This is a genomic window from uncultured Maricaulis sp., assembly GCF_963975345.1.
Taxonomy (GTDB): Bacteria; Pseudomonadota; Alphaproteobacteria; order Caulobacterales; family Maricaulaceae; genus Maricaulis.
This window is the reverse complement of sequence record NZ_CAXBGE010000019.1, coordinates 1-18,664: the sequence shown is the minus strand read 5'-3', so window position 1 is coordinate 18,664 and position 18,664 is coordinate 1. Positions and strand designations below refer to the sequence as shown.

Here is an 18,664-nt window from a genome sequence, read left to right as displayed (position 1 = left end):
ACACCATGATCTCGCCATTCAGCGCCATGTCGCGGGCCAGCGCCTGCCAGTCGATGTAATAGCGAAGCGATTCCGGTATCTCGGTGCCGGTGTCCCCGTGCAGCTGCTCGGCGAAGTCCGCCGCGCTGCGATATTCACCCGCATAGTCCTCGAAGGCGGCGCGCGCCTGCTCAAGATCGTCGCCGAAATGCCGGTAAAGCCTGCTGCCAAGTTCGCCATGCTCCTCGATAAAGTCGGCCAGTTCGCACACCGTCTCGAAGCTCGAATACTCAGAAAGGCTTGCGCCCTCGAAGCCTTCATAGTCATGGATTGCGTGTTCTTCCGCATCCGGCTCCGGCGACGCGACCAGCATGGCGCGCACTTCGGTCCAAATTTCGTCGGGCGTGGTCGCCTCGATCCATCGCCCGTGCAGGCAGCCCGAATTGTAGGCTGCAAGGCAGGCCACATAGATTCGCGGTCTCTCGCCCCGCGCGGGTGCGGTGGTTGCTGCAAGAGGTGCAGTGGTAGCGAGTTGGTCAGTCATGTCAGTCTCCTTCCCCGCCCGCGTTCTTTTCCCGACAGTCGGGTGGGCGGCGAGGAGGTGCTCAGCCGGAGCGCACCAGGGCGGCGCGCAAGGGGAAGCTGTAGGTATGACGCCTAAAGACGATCAGAGCTGACAAAGACCCGCCCCCTTGCGCGGCGACCGCGCTCTGGCAGACGCACCGTCCGCCCACCTGACTGATGGGAACAAATATTAAGGCGGAGGTAGACTTCGGTGACGTACGAACTGACAAACGGCACCCAACGAAGCTGTGCTTTCATTGAACTCAACGCTGACCAGGAAAACTCTGCTATGCGAGCAAAACCAGTGATAACGATTTCTTGCGCACAGTCTGTGTTCGGAGCGCTAAATACGTGTGGTAAAGGGAACGCCAAACGTGGGAATAGAATTCGAGATAGCATCTATAGATTACCCAGGTAAAGTCGCTGCTTTGTTCGAAGCGACGTTCTCCGCTTCAGAAAATGTAGATGAAAGTACAGGCGCAACTACCTTATCATCAATCTTATCGGCACTGCGGCGATCCTTGAAGAGTCGATGATCCGCCTTTAATCTGGCGTATCAAAATACGCACTTAAGGATCCACACATCATTGTGGCTGGAGACTGACTTTGGGTGTTACATCGAATCCGCGGTGTTTTGTTCGGAGACGGCATCAATTTCAGACAATCGCAGGAGATGTCCGCCGAGCGCGCGAAACGCACGTTGGCGGCAGGAGAACACGATGATTTGCAAATCGCTCGCCTGGTGATGCAAGGCATCAAACATGCGTTCAATTCTATCATCGTCTGTGAACACAAGCGCATCGTCTAAGATAATCGGCGCATGCTGACCGCGCGTTGCGAGCAGCTTTGCGAATGCCAACCGAACAAAGAGCGCGATTTGCTCCTGGGTGCCGCCGGAAAGGACATCTGTCGATTCTTCTTCGCCGCCGCGCAGGAGCGTGGTGGGCAACAGTTTATCATCATCCCACTTGAGCTCCGCCTCAGGCCACAAGATTTGTAAGAGCGGCTTGAGTTCTGCAGCGACCGGTTCGAAATAGCGTTCACGCGCCTCATTGCGGACCGCTTGCAGAACGATTTGAAGTTTCTGCAGCACCGCGACTTCATGTACGATCCGTTTCAGAGCCTGTTCGGCGGCGCTCAGTTTTTGTTTGCCTTCCGCGAGACGCTCTTCCACGGCGTCTCCCGCATGACGCGCAATTCGCTCATTCAAAGTTGCAAGATCGGGCTTTAGCGAAGCAATCGCCGCCTCAGCCGCGTCCTGTACAGATACGGCCCGGGTCAAACGGGCTTTGGCGGCGCCGAGATCCGGCGCGGCGCGGTCTTGCTCTGCGTGCAGCGCTTCAGCGGCGCGCAATGTCGTCGTCGCCCGCTCCAGATCTGACGCAAGCTGATCAGCGTCGAGATCTTCCAACCCCTTCAGAGCTGTTTCAGCGCGCGTTTGCCGATCCAAGGCGGCGCTATGGACCGCTTCAGCACGTGCCGCGTCCGCTCGGGCGTCAGATTTGCGTTCAGCGGCGATATTGAATTCGGCCTGCGCGTCAATCAAAGCTGCCTTTGCTTCGACGAGATCCGCTTCAGTATCCGCCTGATCGATCTTGTCTGTCTCATCGGTCTCTTCGAAATCTGGAATGCGTGCGAGCGCCGCGCGTAAGGCCTCTAATCCGTCAGGTGCCAGGGATTGATACCCGGTCTGCGCCTCGCCGAATCGGCGCTCGGCGGCGGCCCGCGCCGCAGCTTCGGTCCGCGCCGCGTCAATGGTTTTACATTCTATCTCGGCGAGCAAGGCTTTATAAGCGGTCTCTGCGCGTTCAAAGGATCCGTCATCTTGCCCGCCCGCGCCGGGATGAATGATCAGAGTGCCAATGTCTTGCAATGTTAGTTCGGCGCCGCTTGGAATCGCAACGGCCTCTCCATCTGGGATCGCCGCTTTTCCTTGTAGGACATAGCCGTCACGCCCGGGCTCATAATTGACGACAAACTGGGCCGCCGCGCTGTCGCGAAGCGCCTTTGCGGTGCGAAGCTCGCCATATAGGGCTTCGAGGCGTTTTAGCGTTTCGGCGTTCGGCCCTCTACTAGCCTCAGCGCGCGCGTTTTCCATTTTGTCCCAAAACACTTGCGCTTTTTCGATCTGCTCCGTCAAAGCGTTGCGCCGCGCTATGCCGTCTTTTGCAGCTTGACGTTTTCGGGCCGTTTCATGTCGCTCCGTCGCGGCGACCAAATTCGATTGCGCGCGCTCCAATCCCTGTCGGGCGGCGTTCGTTTCATCGTCCGCTTTCCCGTGAGCGTCCTGCGCGGCGTCGAGAGCGGTCTTGGCGGTCTCAACCTCGCCGACCGATCGTTTCAGCTCATCTTGCGCGGCGCGCAGCGTTTCTAGGTTTTTATGGAGCGTCGTGACCTCGAGACGCGCCGCAGCGACTTTGCGCGCTTCGGCGTCTAATGCTTCGGCAAATTGCTGGGCGGCTTTATAGGCTGTCTCCGCCTCGTGCAATTGTGTTTTGCGCGCCTCTACCGCGTCAGGATGCTCTAGATCTGCCAGCTCGCGTCGTTTTGCGCGTCGTGCTCTCAGGGTCTCACGCAATTGCGCGCAGGCGGCCTCCAGAGCTTCGCAGTCCTCCGACAAAGCCTCGACGTCATCTTGCGCCGCTTTCCATGGTCCACCCGTTTTGGCGCGTCCGGAACTCGTGACAAAAGCCGCCAACTCATCCCGGCAGCGGTCTAGCGCGGCATCCATGCGACGCCCGCCGGTCATGGCTTCAACTTCTCCGGTGACTGAGGAGAGCAGATCGCGGCGCGCGCTGAGCGCGGCCTCATCTTCTTTTTTTGACCCGCTGGTCAGACCAGTAATGCCCTGGCGCACCCATAACAGGCCAGAAGGTCCGCCATCGGCGCTGCCAGCCAGGCGCCGTATCCAGGCTTCAGCTTCATCGGCCTGCGCGATGACCCGTCCATCTTGTTCGACCGTCGCAATTGGTTTTGATAAAAAACGTTTTTTCAGCGTGAAGCGTCCGTCCTCGGTTTCAATATCAACCGAGATTTCCGGAGCGCCGCCAATATGCGGTTTGAGCGATCTGATCTGCTTGTCGCTTGAGGTATGCGATTTGAACACCAGGGCTTGCAAGGCATCAAACAGCGTGGACTTGCCAAATTCATTAGGTTCGCATAGGACATTTACGCCATTGCTGATGCCCTCCAAACAGACGGGGCGCGTGAAGCGGCGAACATTCTGAAGGCGGATTGAACGCAGTTTCATAGGTCCGCCTCCTTCACATAAGCATAGAGGCGGGCGAGCGCGTCCGCGGCAATCTCCTGGTCACCGGCATCGGCGTTTTCAGCTTCAGACGCGGCTTTGAGCTGTTCAGCCGCCAGGCGCAGGGCGCCGGCTTGATCGATCTGGTCAAGATCAGCGGCCTCATAAAGGGTTCCGAGCTGCGCCGTGTCCAAATCGAAATAGGCAAATTCCGGTCCGAGCTGGTCGGCAGCTTGGCGGAGGCCGGATTGGCTGGCGAGGCTCGCCCAACCGGAGGCGCGCACTTTGATCAATGTGTTGCGGCGATCCTGAGCAGGGAGACCGGCTTTGAACGCAGCTGAAATATCGTCGCCCTGATGTGCAGCAACGTCATGGGTCAGCCAATGAAACAGTCCGGTTTCAATCTCTTCAATCTCTGGGACGGCGCCAGGACCTTCAATCGAAATGCTGAGACAAACGCCGCGACGGTCATGTTTGAACCGGTCTTGTTCGGGGCTCCCGCTATAATGGGCGCGCTCGCTCACCCGGACCCGGCCATGCCAGTCGCCAAGCGCCAGATAATCAAGCTTGGCCGTTCGATCACGGTCCGGCGGAATATGCGCATGCAAGCCGGCGAAATCAGTGATGCCATCATGAGCAAGGCCGATCCGCAGTGCGCCGTCCGCGGTTGGCATGTTCGGCAAGGTCTCAGTCAAGTCGCGGCCTGGCGAACGATAGGTGACTGGGCAGGGCAGCAGCGTCGCACCCGCAGACATGTCGATCGGCGCGGCATCCAAGACAGCGTGAACATTGGCGGGCGCATCGGACGCCATCTTGTCCCATAAGGGTTCGGCGTCTCTTAGATTGTCATGATTGCCGGGCAGGACCCACCATTGCAGTTGATCATCCTCGCCCATGGCGGCGAGCGCTTGGGTGAGCACCGTCACTGAAGGCGTCGCGGTGTCGAATGTGTCGCCTGCGAGCAGAATATGTTTGGCGCCGGCCGCGCGCGCGGCATCTGCGAGGCGTTCAATCGCACCAAATCGCGCTTCCATTAAACGACCGCGGACATTGCCGTCCGGGGCTTGCGGGATATTGGCGAAGCGCCGGCCGAGATGAAGGTCAGAACTATGGATAAATTTAAACGTCATGGGCCCCTCACGCAGGCTGGGTATCATCATTAAAGAGTGGAAGCGACACAATCCGTACTTCCGCCTATAGTTTTCGCCGCGGTCAGCGTCGGCTCAGTTTTGAGCCTGACTCTGATTAGTCTTTACACCAATGAACGCGGCCGTCCCGGATCCAGAAATGCGCGCCGCAGCCAGATTGTCCCCAGACAGACGGGTGAAGACTTGGCGGCGCGCCGTCCGGCGATATCACCGTCCAGCGCGGCTTGGCTTCTGGCACGAGTAAGAGTTCGAGCCGGTCGCCGCAGCCGCATGGGCAATTTAGCGCTATCGCCCAGTCTTCTTCATCTTCTCTAGCGAGATACAGGTTGCGGGTGGGCAAAAGGTCAGGTGGGGTATCGCTCTCGACGACAATCAACATGCGGCGCGGCGCGATCTTTGACCAAAGCCTCAAAACCCATTTTGGCGGTGTCATGCGGCGGCCCTTTCACTGTTTTCGGCAAGCCCTGGCAGGCCCAATAATGGCGGCGCCAGCCCTTGCGCAAAATAGGCATGCTTCGCATACGGAAATTCGGTTTCGCTAGCATATTCTTCTTCCCCGCTGGCGAGCAAGAATAGCGTGCGCGCGAAGGGGCCGTTGCCGTCAACACGAAACCCATAAAGCCGCGCCAACCACTCATTCACCGCGGTTGCGGCGGCGCGCATATTGACGCTCATGACGGCGGGGGCTTCATCTGGCGCGCCTTTCAGATAGCCCGCCTCTATCTCCACTTTCGCCGATTGCGGCGCATGGTCGATGAGATAGTCCCGGCGCAGGCCTTCGGGCGTGACAACCCTGCGGTCGGTAAGGCTCGGTCCATCTGGACGCACATAATCAATGCGTCCGGCAATCTCCGCCACATGCACCGCGCCCGCCGCGTCTTTGCGCGTTGGAATGGTCACACCGACATCAATCAGCGGGATGAGGCACGCTCCGCACAATCGTTCGGCGATGAGGCGCGCATCCATGCGATCGACGCAAGAAAACAGGATGTCTGCTGACGCGGCGATCTGAATGGCCTCGACCGTTTCAATCGGCTTTCCGACAGACACGATTTCGATGTCAGAATTATAGGTTTCGATTGCAGCCGCCATCATGTCTGGCTTCAGAGATTTGTTGCGCGCGTCCTCGGCGGTGCTGTTGACAATGCGGTTCAAATTCTCCGGTCCCATCGCATCAAAATCGATCAGGATCAGACGCCCGACGCCCATGCGCGCGAGCTGCTCTGCCACCAATGACCCGGTGCCCGAAACGCCGATGACACAGGCAGTCATTAGAGCCAGCGCCTGACGCATCTCATCGCCAAACGGCAGACCATAAGACAGACTTGGACCTACCAGGGGCGTCAGATCCTGGCCGATCCGGGTGATGCGCGCCATCCGCGATCGCGCGCCCGCTCGATCGTAAAGACGCGCCTTCATGGCGCCTGACGGCGTCATGATCGCTGAGCCATGCAAAGCCCCGTCACTGTCGAAGGCGTGAAAGACGCTCGGCAATACGTTTTGGTCGCTCGCATCATCTGTTGCGGAGAAGGCCAATTGTCCGCCAGGATGGCTATGAGTGAGAATAATGCTGTCGCCGCCGGCTTCGGCGATATCGATGGCCGCTTCAATAAAAGCGCCCGGCCAGGTGATGGCGACGGGCGTTCTTTGTGTGCACGCTGCGTGTGGCACGGCCAAGACGCGCCGCACGATAAAACGCTCATTGTCCGCTCCAACGCGGCGGCAAATTAAGATGGCGGCCGCCTCACACCCATCACCTGGGAAAAGGTGGCGTTTAAGGGCCGCGTGATCGACGTCCGGCAGGGTCAGCGAATAATCTCTCATGGCTCACCCACTTCCTTCAGCAGCGCCGCTTCGATCAGGGCGATATGCGTCATCACACTGTCCGAGGCCGGGTTCCACCGCGTGCGACCTCGCAGGTGGCGCGACCATTGCTGGAAGGTCTCGCCCTGAATTTGGGTCGAGCCGGTTGTGTAGGGAATTTGACCGCCGCCCGCCCGCGTCAGATGCGGGCGGCAATGAAACATATCGATTTCGGCGCTCGGATAGGTCGCCGGAATATCAATCGCAATGTCCGCAGCGCCATGGTTGAACCCCTTTGGAAGCGTGAATTGACGCAGAAATAGCCATCGCCGCCCGCCATCGATAAAGGTTTCCCATACAAACGCGCGGGCGTCTAAATAGCGTCTATCCTTTTCCAGCAGGGCAAAGTCTTGGCGGAGCGCGGCCGGCGCTTCGCCATTATTGATCTCCGCTGGCGTCAGCCGCAATTTCTCAATGCCCGGCAAGCGCAGATCAATCGTGTCGCAAAGCTCAACCTGCTGTTTCGGAGCCCCTTTGCGTTTGAGGATTGCAATCCAGCCCTGATTTGGGTCAAAGCCGGCCTGCGCGAGCGCGTCTTTGACGGCAATGAACGGGCTGGCAAGCGTTAAGAGCACGCCCTGAACATTGAGCTTCCATTCGGCTTTGCGCGATGACAGCGTCTCAACCCCGGATCCGGTCAGCGTAACGACGCTGTCATCCCCCAGCGTCTCATCCGGCGTTTCAGCCTTTTCGAGAAACAGCGTATGGTCGTCCGGGATACGGGCCAGGCGCCGGATCAAAGAGGCGGTAATGGTGGGCGCCCCCCAGGGATAGCGGCGGCCATTGACGGTGAAGGTGAATAAGCGATCAGCGCGAAAGGCAAAGAAGCGTTCAGGGCCTTTGTCTCGCAAACTGATGGTTTGGTGCAGATCGACCCGCTCAAGGTCGCCGCGGCGGGTGAGCATGAGCAATTCAAACTCGGATGTGGGCCGTCGGTCATACCGTTCAAGGACTTGCTGGCCAGTGACATCGTCATCATTGAAAGCCCGCTTTTCGTCAAACCCATCGCCGTCCCAAAGGCGCGTCTGATAGGTTTTCGCGCGCGGGATTGGCGTAGTGGTCTGGTCACGCCCCCAGTGTTCCAGATCAATCACGTCTTCCATGATTTATCTCCTTTATGAGAAGCGGCGCAGACCCATCGCCAACGCCTGAATCATGAATTAGTAGCTAAAATATAGCTAGTCAATAGCCAATTATTGCACTATTTTCCTTGACAAAGAGTCATAGAATCGGCATATGGCCCCTAAGAGGAGACCTGACCGAATGTCGAAGAAGACCATGACTCTGAACCTGACAGAGACTGAGATGGCTGTGCTTGAAGCGCTCTGTGAGAAGAAAGACCTGAGCAAAACGGTGCTTTTGCGCCAGGCTTTACGGCTCTATCAGCGGGTCGAGGAGCGTTTGGAACAGGGTGACAAGCTTTTTTTCGAAGATGAGACGGCCCAGAAAAAGGCGGAGCTGATGATGCTATGACGGCGTCGACGCCTTCAGACGTCCGGGCGATCGAGCTTTATAGCCATGGCGCTGAGACCTTTGTCGCGGCAGAATGCTGGCATGGCATTGTCGATAAAAATCTCGCCGATTGGGAGGCTGAATGGCTGCCCGACCTCCAAAATCGTCTGAAGCTCTTGAACCAAAGAGGGGTAGAGCGACGCTTCTGGCCTCAAAGTCGGCACTGGGATTGGCGGGTTAAGCTGCGCGATATAGAAAAGCGCTTGGCCAATCGATCCTTTGCTTTGGTCTGTGAGGGCATGACTCAGGCGATGATGACCGTCGACTTGACCAAACGGGCGCGGCTTGCCGGCCAGCAGACCCAGCATCTGGTCTATATCGACTATATCGAAGCGGCGCCGTGGAATCGCAATGATTTGCTCGGCGCGCCGCCCAGATACCGCGGTTGCGGAACCGAGCTAATCCTCGCCGCGATCGAGCTGAGTATTGCAGAAGGTTATAAGGGCCGGGTGGGCTTACACTCGCTGCCTCAGGCCAATCGTTTCTACGCCAATCATTGCGGCATGGAAGATCTCGGCCAGGATGCAGCTTATGAAGACTTGCGCTATTTCGAGTTAAGCTCCGAACAGGCGCAAAAATTTATCGGGAAAGGACAGGGAGAATGACACTTGAAATCAATGAAGACTGGCGGCGCAAACTCATCCTGGAAGAGGACGGTTATGACATTAGCGCAGGTTTGACGGCGGCAGATCCCGTCTTTGCAGAAGACCTCATTGTAGATGATGCCGGCGATGACGGCCTTCTGGCGCTCGGCCGGTTCATCAACCTTATGCGCCGACAAAAGAATTGGTCGATTAATCGGCTCGCTGAAGAAGCCGATATTGATATTGGTGAGCTTCTCGCCATCGAAAAAGAAACCGCGCATACGCCCGAGCCCAGAACAATTTATCAATTGTCGCAAGTGTTCGGCGTCTCGGATCGCAAACTCCTCGGGCTGTCTGGTCTCGTGCGACCAAAAGATTTTTCTTACGTCGAAGACGCCGTGCGATTCGCGGCCAAATCCGAATCGATTGAGAAACTGAGCGCTCTCGAAATCGAAGCTTTAAACGGCTTCATCGCCGTTTTGAGCGATAATGCCAAAAAGTGAGCTGTGACAACGCGTGGCCAAAAATGTCATTTTGAAACCACGCGTCCAGGCCGACATCGATGAACGGATTGCCCGCGTTCATAAGGGGCTTGGCAATCCCGAGCCACCACTGAAACTCGAGACCGTGCGAGAGCTACTGAAGCTCGACTTTTCTTACTACACGGCCGACGATCCCGGCATGATGCGGGAGACGATCTCCCGTATCAAAGTCGGCGCGCAGCGTCTTTTGAATGAACCGACTTTATTTCTTGAGGCGGTGCGCAAACTAGACTTGCGCGCGCTCTACATTCCCGATGGGCGCCAGATCCTGCTCGACAAGGATCAGCCGCCCCTGAAACATCGATGGACCGAGGCCCATGAAATCGGACACAGTGTGATACCATGGCATGAAGCCTCGATGATGGGCGATATTGATTATACGCTTGCTCCGGCTTGTCATGATAAGCTGGAAGCCGAAGCAAATTACGCCGCCGGGCGGCTTCTTTTTCTGGGCGATCGTTTCATCGAAGAGTGTGCGTCCGTCGCGCCTGGCTTTGATACGTTGAAACAGTTGAAGGACCGGTTTGGCAATACATTTTCCACAACGCTATGGCGCTCAATCATGGTTTGGGGACGCGAAACCCCCGTTGTGGGATTGATCACCGGGCACCCGCATCCGGACCGCTGGGCGGATGATTTCGATCGCGCCGCGCCGTGCAAACATTTAATACAGTCGCCAGCCTTTGCGAGACGGTTTTCCAGGATCAAAGAAACAACCATATTTGATGATATCGTCGCTTATTGCAGCGCCAAAAAGGGCGGGCCACTTGGCGGCGATGCCGTCGTGCTAAGCGATGACAATGGGGACTCACACGTTTTCGCGTTCGAGAGCTTCTCGTTCCATCACCAAACCCTGACTTTGGGAGTTTATGAATCTGTGACATCCTCGCCTGTCAGGAGTTAGACGACAGCGAATCTTTGCGGTCTGATAAAGATGGAGAGTTGATACGGCCCGTTGCAGCAACGGCACAATGGAGTCGATGATTTGTGCCACCCCGCTTCGGCGATGGCGGTGAGGTTATCGAACCGAACTTAGCGAAGAGTGACATGCGTCTCTACTGCCTTATGACTGCAAATACTGTGTCAAATGGCAGATCTCTTAGATGGCGATCGTGCTTCATATGGGCCGGTCTCGCAGAGATGCAGACTGCAAAACAGGCGGCGCGGTTTACCGCGCCGCCAGGCATATTTTGATTAGGTCGTGACGAGCGCAATGGTCGGTGGGACCCAGCACCACGATTTTCAGACGAGCCACCGAATCCTCATTGAGCCTCGCCGGGCTGGTCGGCGCAATCCGGTTCCTGCGGTTACGGCAGGCGCGCCGGTCGAAGACCGGCGATCTGAACGGACCGCTCCGATACCTTAAATCGTTCCGTCCAGCCGGGCGAACAGCCCCGCGCCACCGGCGCGGGCAGGCCGCAAATGGTTAAGGGCTTACAAGCGATTGAAATCATGCCGCGAGCACATTCGGTCCGAGTTGCGAGCCGAGCAGTTCAACGAGATAGCCGCCGTCGCGCAGGGCTTTGGCCTTGTTCACCAGGTAGCGTGTAGTGCTCTTCATGGATGTGACGCTCCATTCGGCGTCCACAGCTGCTTTGCCGTAGAGGACAACGGCAATTTCCCGATGGGTCATGCCCACGGCCAGACAGTCGAGGGCGATCAGGCCATCTCTCAGGATTTGGGTTCTCTTTCGCCATACGGGCGTTTCAGCCTCCGGATCATTGCCGAAGATACGCATACCTTCCTTTTGGGCCTTCAGCTTCTGCTCATAGGTCTCCATGTCAGAAATCTGAAGTTTCATGCGAATGGGTTCGAGGCTTAGCAGTGTCTGGCCCGTGCAACGCACTTGAGCGACACAGCCATTGCCGCGCAGGAGAAGAAACTCTCGCTGAGCCCTGTCAGTCACGTGCGTGATTTTGGTGTGCGGAACGGTACGGTCCCAGATATCGCAGGTCTGGCCTTCTGCACGCGGCGTGCAGTTCACTTCGACCTGGTCGGGAAATGCTGTTTTTAGCCAAACCGCATCGGCATCAATCCCGTTCAAAGACGGATCAGGCATGAAGACCAGGCCCCAACGGGCGGCCAGTTTTTGCGGCACGCGTGAGCGCAGGAGACGGATATTGGCATTGCGACATGGCGCAGTCATCTCCGAAATATCATCAGAAGAATGAAGCGCCGCATCTTTGCGGAAATCCTTGTTGCGTCTTAGGTATTCCCAGGCCCAACGGTCCCGCGACATGCGCCAGAGATAGTTGTATTTCTTCAGCGTCTCATCTGTTTTCAGCTCATACGTCTTCATTCTGCGCCTCCCGTAACTGGGGAATTTCAGGCAAGAACGAGGCCAAATCCGTAAATGTTAACAGAATCCGCCGGAATATTAATACAATCAAAATCAGCGCACTACGTCATTAACTATGGAAATCAAACAAACACCCTCTTCGCCTGAGGCGCGAAATACGGTGGATCAAACCATTGCCGGGTTTTGCCGGGACAGGCCAGCTTATGCGGCGTTTTGCTTCCATTGGTCGCCATTCACACTCCCGCAATTACCGTCTGCCTGCGAGGCTTCAGTCACACCAACCCCAAGTGACAGGAGCACAAAACGATGGGTCAGCCCGCGCACCACTCAGAAACAGACGCCCGCCGTAGCACGATGCTGCGCACGGCCTTCTGCCCGGTGGTACGCGGCGCGCTGGAAGCACCTGACACGATTGAGATCATGGCCAATCCCGACGGGTCGGTCTGGATCGAAAAAGCTGGCTTGGGCGTCATGGTCTCTGACCATAGTCTTGAAGCCTCCGACCGCGAGCGCGTCATCCGCCTGGTCGCCTCCGGGGTGGGAGAGGCCGCAAACCGCAATTCCCCCATCGTTTCTGCTGAACTCCCCGGCAGCGGCGAGCGGTTTGAAGGGCTTCTCCCACCTGTCTCCACGGCCCCCTGCTTTTCGATCCGGAAACCGGCAACCACGCCATTCGAACTTGGTGACTATGTCGATCAGGGCGCGCTGGCCCCGGCACTCGCAGCAGCCTTGCAGGACGCGATTGCAAACCGCGCGAACATCCTGATCGCGGGCGGCACCTCATCGGGCAAGACGACCTTTACAAATGCCTTGCTGGCTGAGGCCGCGCTGAATGACGATCGCATTGTCATTCTCGAAGACACGCGCGAGCTCAAATGCGCTGCGTCCAATACCGTCCAGCTCAGAACCCATCGCGGTACGACCAGTCTGCAGGACCTTGTCCGCTCAACGCTGCGGCTCCGTCCTGACCGGATCATTGTCGGCGAAGTGCGCGGGCCTGAAGCGCTTGACCTCCTCAAAGCCTGGAACACCGGCCATCCGGGTGGGATCACGACGCTGCATGCCAATTCCGCCCATGGCGCGCTCAGGCGGCTTGAACAGCTGACGCTGGAAGCAACGCCCCGCGCGCCCTTCGATTTGATCGCGGAAGCCATTGATGTCGTCGTCTTCATGAGCCGCACCGGCGGCCAGCGCCGTGTCGACGAAGCGCTGCGCGTCGCCGGCTTCAATGGCGAGGGTTATGACACCGCGCCGCTCATTTCCCGATCCCTTTCACTCGTCACAGAAGGACCCCTGACATGATCTTCTATCAACAAACCCGCGCTGTTCATCGAACGGTGCAGATCGCTGCTGCCATTGGCATCGGCTTGGCTGTAGCTGGGCCCGCGCACGCAGCAGGTTCCGGCATGCCCTGGGAAGGCCCGCTCGATCAGATCCTGCAATCCATCGAAGGCCCGGTCGCCCGGATTGTCTCCGTGATCATCATTACGCTGACCGGTCTGACGCTGGCCTTTGGTGAGACAAGCGGCGGCATGCGCAAGCTGATCCAGATCGTGTTAGGCCTGTCCATCGCGTTCGCAGCGACAAGCTTCTTCCTGACCTTCTTCAGCTTTGGTGGTGGAGCGCTGATCTGATGGCCGAGGGCTATGAAATCCCCCTGCATCGCTCGCTGACCGAGCCGATCCTGATGGCAGGCGCGCCGCGAAGCGCCGCCATCGCCATCGGGACACTCGCGGCAGCTTTGGCGCTTGGTCTGCGGCTCTGGATACCCGGTCTCATGCTTTGGGTGCTCGGCCATTCAGCCGCCGTGTTCATGGCGCGCAGCGATCCGGATTTCATGGCGGTGGCCAGTCGCTCGGTGCGTAACAAGGAGCATCTGTCATGTTGAACCTGCGTGAATACTCTGAGACCCAGACCTTGCTGGCTGACTATCTGCCCTGGGCCTGCCTCGTCGCGCCGGGCGTCGTCCTCAACAAGGATGGCAGCTTCCAGACCACGTTCCGCTATCGCGGCCCGGACCTGGAAAGCTCGACCGAAGAAGAGCTCGTCTCGATCAATGCCCGTGTGAACAATGTGCTTCGCCGGTTCGGATCTGGCTGGGCGCTGTTCTTCGAAGCGCAACGCAGTGAAATCCATGATTATCCCAATTGCGCCTTTCCCGATGCGGCGGCCTGGCTTGTTGATCAGGAACGCGCGCTTCAAGCAGATGAAGCCGGCGCGAGGTTCGAGAGTTCCTATTTCCTGACACTGCTCTGGCTGCCGCCTGCCGATGCTTCGGGCCGCGCCGAGAAAGCCCTCATCACTCGCGCTGAAACAGAAGACGCCGCGACCTGGCGGCATCGTCTGGAGACGTTCCAGCAACAGTCTGACCGCGTATGGGACCTTCTCGATACATGTCTCGATGACGTCTGGCCACTGACCGACGACGAGACGCTGACTTATCTGCACTCGACCATCTCGACAAAGCGCCATCCGGTCGTCACGCCTGAGCTGCCGGTCTTCCTCGACGCCATACTTGCCGATGAGCCCTTCGCAGGCGGGCTGGAGCCGATGATCGGCAAGGCGCATTTGCGCACACTGACCATTCTCGGTTTCCCCGCCTCGACGCTGCCCGGCGTTCTGGATGAGTTGAACCGGCAGGGCTTCGCCTATCGTTGGGCGACGCGGTTCATCGCGATGGACAAGGCCGAGGCCGAAAAGGTCCTCGGCAAAAAGCGCCGTCACTGGTTTGCCAAACGCAAATCGATCGGCGCGGTGCTCCGCGAGACGATGTTCAACGAGCAGGCCGCACTCGTAGACAGCGACGCCGACAACAAGGCGGGCGACGCCGATGCCGCCCTTCAGGAACTCGGCAGCGATCTCGTTTCCTATGGCTATGTCACAACGACCATCACCGTCGCCGACCCTGACCGGCGCACCGTTGACGAACATATCCGTATCGCCGAGCGTGTCGTGAATGGCCGCGGCTTCACCGCCATCCGAGAAACGCTGAACGCCGTCGATGCCTGGCTCGGGAGCTTGCCCGGCCATCCTTATGCCAATGTACGCCAGCCCATCCTGCACACGCTGAACCTTGCCCATATGGTGCCGCTCTCGGCGGTCTGGGCGGGTGAAGAGACAAACCGCCATCTCAACGCCCCTGCGCTTATCCAGGCGCAGACCGATGGCACGACCCCGTTCCGGCTGAACCTGCATATTGGCGATGTCGGCCATACGCTCGTTGTTGGCCCGACCGGCGCGGGCAAATCCGTGCTCCTCTCTCTGCTTGCCTTGCAATGGAAGCGTTACGAGGGTGCACAGGTCTTCATCTTCGACAAGGGACGGTCTGCCCGCGCCGCAACGCTCGCCATGGGCGGAGCCCATGTTGATCTTGGCAGCAGCAATGCCCCAAGCCTCCAGCCGCTCAAAGACATAGACGGAGAGTCAGGCGCGAGCTTTGCCGCCGACTGGCTGGCCGGGCTCTGCACGAATGAAGGCGTTGCGATGACGCCAGACCTCAAAGCCAGACTATGGGAGGCCATCCAGTCTCTCAGGTCAGCGCCTGAAACCGAGCGCACGCTGACAGGCCTCAGCCTGATGCTGCAGGACGACACGCTCAAATCCGCGCTGCATCCCTTCACGCTGGAAGGCCCGCATGGGCGGCTTCTGGATGCCGATCATGAAAGCCTCAGCCTCGCGGACACGGTCTGCTTCGAGATGGAAGAGTTGATGCACGCGAAAGGCGCGGTGGCGCCGGTCATCACCTATCTCTTCCACCGGCTCGAAGCGCGGTTCACCGGCAAACCAACACTGCTTATCCTCGATGAAGCCTGGCTCTTCCTTGACGATCCCGTGTTTGCCGCGCGCATCCGCGAATGGTTGAAGACATTGCGCAAGAAGAACGTGTCCGTCGTATTCGCAACGCAAAGCCTCGCCGACATTGCCAACTCGTCGATTGCGCCTGCACTCGTTGAATCCTGCCCGACACGGATCTTCCTGCCGAACGAACGCGCACAGGAGCCGCAGTCAAAAGAGACCTATGAGCGGTTCGGCCTCAATGCCCGCCAGATCGAGCTGATCAGCCGGGCCACACCGAAGCGCGACTACTATTATCAGTCGCCACTAGGCGCGCGTGTCTTCGATCTTGGCCTCGGGCCAATTGCTCTGAGCATTTGCGGCGCAAGCTCACCTGAAGACCAGGCCATACTCGACCGCATCTGGGCCGAGACGGAAGGCGACGGCTTTGCCACCTGCTGGCTGATCGAGAAAGGCCTGCCCTGGGCGGCAGAGCTCCTCACCCGTTGGCCCGGCCAAACGCCGCATTCCTATGCGCCTGAACCTGTCACGCCTACCGAACTCATCGCCGCTGAATAGGAGCCAAACACATGAAACGTCTTCTTCTGTCCGCCGCGCTTTGTGCGCTTCCAATGACGGTGCTCACAGCGCCACCCGCCGCCGCGCAATTGTTTGGCGGCGGGATCGTCTACGATCCGGCGAACCATACTCAGAACATTCTGACGGCAGTTCGGTCCCTCCAGCAGATCAATCAGCAGATCCAGCAACTCACCCATGAGATTGAGATGCTGGAGAACATGGCGCGCGATCTGGAAACACTCCCCGACAGCATCGCCGATGACATTCTGCGCCGTATGCGGCGCATCGATGACCTCATGCGCGAAGCAGAAGGCATCGGCTATGGCGTTGAAGAGATCGACCGCGAGTATGAAGTGATCTACCCGGAAGAATACGGTGAAACGCCACCCGAGCACCGGGTACTTGTCGAAGAGGCCCGCACACGCTGGCGTCAATCCCGCAACGCCTATCGCGAAAGCCTTCTGGTCACCGCCGAAGTGGTCTCATCCGCCCGCGCGGATAGCGAAAGCCTCGACCAACTGATCGCGGGCAGCCAGTCGGCTGTCGGCAATCTCCAGGTCCTGCAAGCCGGCAATCAGATTGAAGCGCTGCAGACCGAGCAGCTCATGCAGATGGAAGCCATGATGGCCTCACACTACCGCGCTGAAGCGCTGGAGCGCGCCCGCCAGCTTGCTGAAGCCGAACGTGGCCGCGCCCGTACGCGAAGCTTTCTCGGAAGTGGCAGCGACTAATGGACGTGATCGACACCTTCCTGGCGACCTTCATAGCCTATATCGATAGCGGGTTCGGCCTGCTGGCGGGCGATGTCGCATATCTGACGACCACGCTGATTGCGATCGATATTACGCTCGCCGGGCTCTTCTGGGCACTTTCTCAGAATACGGATGTGATCGCAGGCCTGATCAAGAAGGTCCTCTATGTGGGCTTCTTCGCCTTCGTCATCGGCAACTTCTCGCTGCTTGCCAATATTGTCTTTGACAGTTTTGCGCAGCTGGGTGTGACGGCAGGTGGCGGAACGATGACGGCGGCGGATTTGCTCCGTCCAGGATTTATCGCCGGTGTCGGCTTTGATGCGGCGCAACCGCTGCTCTCAGAGATCAGCGACATGCTGGGGCCGATCTCTTTCTTCCATAATTTCATAATGATCGCGGTCATGTTCATCGCCTGGGCGATCATCATGGTGGCCTTCTTTGTGCTCGCCGTGCAGCTCTTCATCACCATTCTGGAATTCAAGCTGACGACGCTTGCCGGTTTTGTGCTTGTGCCTTTCGCGCTCTGGAACAAGTCGGCTTTCCTCGCTGAACGCGTACTGGGTAATGTCATCACGTCGGGTATCAAGCTCATGGTACTCGCCGTCATTATCGGCATCGGCTCGACGCTCTTTTCCTCCGTGACCGATGCGTTCCGCACCGGCGATGATGTGACCCTCGCTCAAGTCATGGGCACTGCGCTCGCGGCCATCGTTTTCTTCTGGATGGGCATCTTTGCGCCCGGCGTGGCGTCAGGCCTCATCACAGGCGCGCCGCAACTTGGCGCAGGTTCAGCGGCGGGTGCTGCTGCAGGTGTTGCGGCAGGTACATATGTCGCCGGTGCTGGCGGGCGCGCGGCGATTGGTGCAGGTGCGGGCGGCGCTTCAAGCGCCGTCAAAGCTGGCGCGTCAATGGCTGGGGCCGCGCGCACGTCTTACACGATTGGATCGGTCGCCTCAGGCAAAACCGGCGCTGCCAGTGTGGCCGCTGGCATGGCCGGCATTGCTCGCGCTGGCGGCGATGCCATTCGCCAGACCGCTAGCAAACCCATGCAATCGCTCAAATCCGCCTACAGCCAAGGTAGCCAGAGCGCCTGGAAAGCCACGGGCGGCTCGAGCACTAGCGATACGCCGAACGCCACGTCCAATCCCGATCAAAGCCCTAGCTGGGCGCGCCGAATGCAGGCTCGCCAGAATGCGAGCCAGGCTGGACAGATGGCCGCTCACAGTCTTCGCGAGGGTGATCGCGGTTCCTCCGGCGCGGCTCCGCAACTCAATGACAAGGACGACTAAGCCATGGTCTTCAAACGATCTTCCCCCAGCTACGGGCCGAGCCCATTCCCTGAAACGCCCTATCAGAAAGCGGGGCAAGTCTGGGACGAACGCATAGGTTCCGCCCGCGTGCAGGCCAGGAACTGGCGGCTCATGGCCCTCGGATGCCTGGCGCTCTGCTTCTTTACTTCAGCCGCCCTGATCTGGCGCTCCACAATCTCGACCGTCACGCCTTATGTGGTCGAAGTCGATGAGACTGGCGCTGCCCGCGCCGTGGCACCGGCCACGGAGCGCTACACGGCAACCGACGCACAGATCGCGCATCACCTTGCGAACTTCATCCAGCGTGTGCGCGGGCTTTCCATCGATCCGGTTGTGGTCCGTGAAAACTGGCTCAACGCCTATGACTATGTCACCTCGGAAGCCTCAACGACCTTGAACGAATACGCTCAGGCGAATGATCCCTTCGCCGATGTGGGCAGGAAATCGCGCACGGTCGATGTCGTCAGCGTTGTGCGCGTCTCCGATGACAGCTTCCAGGCCCGCTGGATCG

Annotated in this window: 19 protein-coding genes; 12 read left to right on the top strand and 7 right to left on the bottom strand. The window is 58.7% G+C overall.

Annotated features, from left to right (window positions below; all coding sequences use genetic code 11):
* The 5 genes from AAC029_RS15595 to AAC029_RS15575 form a co-directional block, all read right to left on the bottom strand.
* A partial coding sequence (locus AAC029_RS15595; protein ID WP_339749631.1) for an antirestriction protein ArdA occupies positions 1-523 on the bottom strand: 523 nt, incomplete at its 3' end.
* A 633-nt stretch (positions 524-1,156) separates the two neighbouring features.
* Positions 1,157-3,793, bottom strand: a complete 2,637-nt coding sequence (locus AAC029_RS15590; RefSeq protein WP_339749628.1) for a hypothetical protein — start codon at positions 3,791-3,793, stop codon at positions 1,157-1,159.
* Positions 3,790-4,920: a metallophosphoesterase gene (locus AAC029_RS15585; RefSeq protein WP_339749624.1), complete on the bottom strand. Its 1,131-nt coding sequence runs from the start codon at positions 4,918-4,920 to the stop codon at positions 3,790-3,792. Before AAC029_RS15585 ends, AAC029_RS15590 begins: the two co-directional genes overlap by 4 nt.
* Before the next feature lie 115 nt (positions 4,921-5,035).
* The gene (locus AAC029_RS15580) at positions 5,036-5,371 is read right to left on the bottom strand and encodes a DUF6527 family protein (protein WP_339749622.1); all 336 of its coding nucleotides are present in this window, start codon (positions 5,369-5,371) and stop codon (positions 5,036-5,038) included.
* Positions 5,368-6,315, bottom strand: a complete 948-nt coding sequence (locus tag AAC029_RS15575) for a ThiF family adenylyltransferase (RefSeq protein WP_339749620.1) — start codon at positions 6,313-6,315, stop codon at positions 5,368-5,370. Before AAC029_RS15575 ends, AAC029_RS15580 begins: the two co-directional genes overlap by 4 nt.
* A gap of 72 nt (positions 6,316-6,387) precedes the next feature.
* Between AAC029_RS15575 and AAC029_RS15570 the strand changes: the two genes are divergently transcribed.
* A complete protein-coding gene (locus tag AAC029_RS15570) occupies positions 6,388-6,669 on the top strand; it encodes a hypothetical protein (RefSeq protein ID WP_339749618.1) in 282 nt (93 codons plus the stop codon).
* 89 nt (positions 6,670-6,758) lie between these two features.
* On the opposite strand, the gene AAC029_RS15565 is transcribed toward AAC029_RS15570, so the two are convergent.
* The gene (locus AAC029_RS15565; RefSeq protein WP_339749616.1) at positions 6,759-7,904 is read right to left on the bottom strand and encodes a multiubiquitin domain-containing protein; all 1,146 of its coding nucleotides are present in this window, start codon (positions 7,902-7,904) and stop codon (positions 6,759-6,761) included.
* Positions 7,905-8,064: 160 nt separating this feature from the next.
* Here AAC029_RS15565 and AAC029_RS15560 point away from each other — a divergent pair, with 160 nt between their 5' ends.
* From AAC029_RS15560 to AAC029_RS15545, 4 genes are read left to right on the top strand one after another with little or no spacing between them, the layout of a single operon-like run.
* Positions 8,065-8,274 (top strand): ribbon-helix-helix protein, CopG family, encoded by a 210-nt coding sequence (locus tag AAC029_RS15560; protein ID WP_339749614.1) that lies wholly within the window; start codon positions 8,065-8,067, stop codon positions 8,272-8,274.
* A complete protein-coding gene (locus AAC029_RS15555) occupies positions 8,271-8,918 on the top strand; it encodes a hypothetical protein (RefSeq protein WP_339749612.1) in 648 nt (215 codons plus the stop codon). The genes AAC029_RS15560 and AAC029_RS15555 overlap by 4 nt, the downstream gene beginning before the upstream one ends.
* Positions 8,915-9,400 (top strand): helix-turn-helix transcriptional regulator, encoded by a 486-nt coding sequence (locus AAC029_RS15550; RefSeq protein ID WP_339749610.1) that lies wholly within the window; start codon positions 8,915-8,917, stop codon positions 9,398-9,400. The genes AAC029_RS15555 and AAC029_RS15550 overlap by 4 nt, the downstream gene beginning before the upstream one ends.
* Positions 9,401-9,413: 13 nt before the next feature.
* A complete protein-coding gene (locus AAC029_RS15545; RefSeq protein ID WP_339749608.1) occupies positions 9,414-10,343 on the top strand; it encodes a hypothetical protein in 930 nt (309 codons plus the stop codon).
* A 546-nt stretch (positions 10,344-10,889) separates the two neighbouring features.
* Here the strand turns inward: AAC029_RS15545 and AAC029_RS15540 are convergent.
* On the bottom strand, positions 10,890-11,738 hold the full coding sequence (locus AAC029_RS15540; RefSeq protein ID WP_339749606.1) for a DUF2285 domain-containing protein: 849 nt from the start codon (positions 11,736-11,738) through the stop codon (positions 10,890-10,892).
* Between the two features lie 306 nt (positions 11,739-12,044).
* On the opposite strand from AAC029_RS15540, the gene trbB reads away from it, so the two are divergent.
* The 7 genes from trbB to trbF all read left to right on the top strand — a co-directional run.
* A complete protein-coding gene (gene trbB, locus AAC029_RS15535; RefSeq protein WP_339749604.1) occupies positions 12,045-13,040 on the top strand; it encodes a P-type conjugative transfer ATPase TrbB in 996 nt (331 codons plus the stop codon).
* A complete protein-coding gene (locus AAC029_RS15530) occupies positions 13,037-13,372 on the top strand; it encodes a TrbC/VirB2 family protein (RefSeq protein WP_339749602.1) in 336 nt (111 codons plus the stop codon). The genes trbB and AAC029_RS15530 overlap by 4 nt, the downstream gene beginning before the upstream one ends.
* Positions 13,372-13,626 (top strand): VirB3 family type IV secretion system protein, encoded by a 255-nt coding sequence (locus tag AAC029_RS15525; protein ID WP_339749600.1) that lies wholly within the window; start codon positions 13,372-13,374, stop codon positions 13,624-13,626. Before AAC029_RS15530 ends, AAC029_RS15525 begins: the two co-directional genes overlap by 1 nt.
* Entirely contained in the window at positions 13,620-16,091 is a 2,472-nt protein-coding gene (trbE, locus tag AAC029_RS15520) for a conjugal transfer protein TrbE (RefSeq protein ID WP_339749598.1), read from the top strand. The genes AAC029_RS15525 and trbE overlap by 7 nt, the downstream gene beginning before the upstream one ends.
* An 11-nt stretch (positions 16,092-16,102) precedes the next feature.
* Positions 16,103-16,822 carry a P-type conjugative transfer protein TrbJ gene (gene trbJ / locus AAC029_RS15515; protein ID WP_339749592.1) on the top strand — a complete coding sequence of 240 codons (720 nt, stop codon included), beginning with the start codon at positions 16,103-16,105 and terminating at the stop codon, positions 16,820-16,822.
* Entirely contained in the window at positions 16,822-18,132 is a 1,311-nt protein-coding gene (trbL, locus tag AAC029_RS15510; protein WP_339749590.1) for a P-type conjugative transfer protein TrbL, read from the top strand. The genes trbJ and trbL overlap by 1 nt, the downstream gene beginning before the upstream one ends.
* Positions 18,133-18,135: 3 nt before the next feature.
* A partial coding sequence (gene trbF / locus AAC029_RS15505) for a conjugal transfer protein TrbF (protein ID WP_339749588.1) occupies positions 18,136-18,664 on the top strand: 529 nt, incomplete at its 3' end.

What these genes read in the sequence shown, in the direction of transcription:
- AAC029_RS15590 (WP_339749628.1), bottom strand. Translation starts at nt 3,793, where the DNA reads ATGAAACTGCGTTCAATCCGCCTTCAGAATGTTCGCCGCTTCACGCGC.
- AAC029_RS15585 (WP_339749624.1), bottom strand. Translation starts at nt 4,920, where the DNA reads ATGACGTTTAAATTTATCCATAGTTCTGACCTTCATCTCGGCCGGCGC.
- AAC029_RS15580 (WP_339749622.1), bottom strand. Translation starts at nt 5,371, where the DNA reads ATGACACCGCCAAAATGGGTTTTGAGGCTTTGGTCAAAGATCGCGCCG.
- AAC029_RS15575 (WP_339749620.1), bottom strand. Translation starts at nt 6,315, where the DNA reads ATGGCGCGCATCACCCGGATCGGCCAGGATCTGACGCCCCTGGTAGGT.
- AAC029_RS15570 (WP_339749618.1), top strand. Translation starts at nt 6,388, where the DNA reads ATGCAAAGCCCCGTCACTGTCGAAGGCGTGAAAGACGCTCGGCAATAC.
- AAC029_RS15565 (WP_339749616.1), bottom strand. Translation starts at nt 7,904, where the DNA reads ATGGAAGACGTGATTGATCTGGAACACTGGGGGCGTGACCAGACCACT.
- AAC029_RS15560 (WP_339749614.1), top strand. Translation starts at nt 8,065, where the DNA reads ATGTCGAAGAAGACCATGACTCTGAACCTGACAGAGACTGAGATGGCT.
- AAC029_RS15555 (WP_339749612.1), top strand. Translation starts at nt 8,271, where the DNA reads ATGACGGCGTCGACGCCTTCAGACGTCCGGGCGATCGAGCTTTATAGC.
- AAC029_RS15550 (WP_339749610.1), top strand. Translation starts at nt 8,915, where the DNA reads ATGACACTTGAAATCAATGAAGACTGGCGGCGCAAACTCATCCTGGAA.
- AAC029_RS15540 (WP_339749606.1), bottom strand. Translation starts at nt 11,738, where the DNA reads ATGAAGACGTATGAGCTGAAAACAGATGAGACGCTGAAGAAATACAAC.
- trbB (WP_339749604.1), top strand. Translation starts at nt 12,045, where the DNA reads ATGGGTCAGCCCGCGCACCACTCAGAAACAGACGCCCGCCGTAGCACG.
- AAC029_RS15530 (WP_339749602.1), top strand. Translation starts at nt 13,037, where the DNA reads ATGATCTTCTATCAACAAACCCGCGCTGTTCATCGAACGGTGCAGATC.
- AAC029_RS15525 (WP_339749600.1), top strand. Translation starts at nt 13,372, where the DNA reads ATGGCCGAGGGCTATGAAATCCCCCTGCATCGCTCGCTGACCGAGCCG.
- trbE (WP_339749598.1), top strand. Translation starts at nt 13,620, where the DNA reads ATGTTGAACCTGCGTGAATACTCTGAGACCCAGACCTTGCTGGCTGAC.
- trbJ (WP_339749592.1), top strand. Translation starts at nt 16,103, where the DNA reads ATGAAACGTCTTCTTCTGTCCGCCGCGCTTTGTGCGCTTCCAATGACG.
- trbL (WP_339749590.1), top strand. Translation starts at nt 16,822, where the DNA reads ATGGACGTGATCGACACCTTCCTGGCGACCTTCATAGCCTATATCGAT.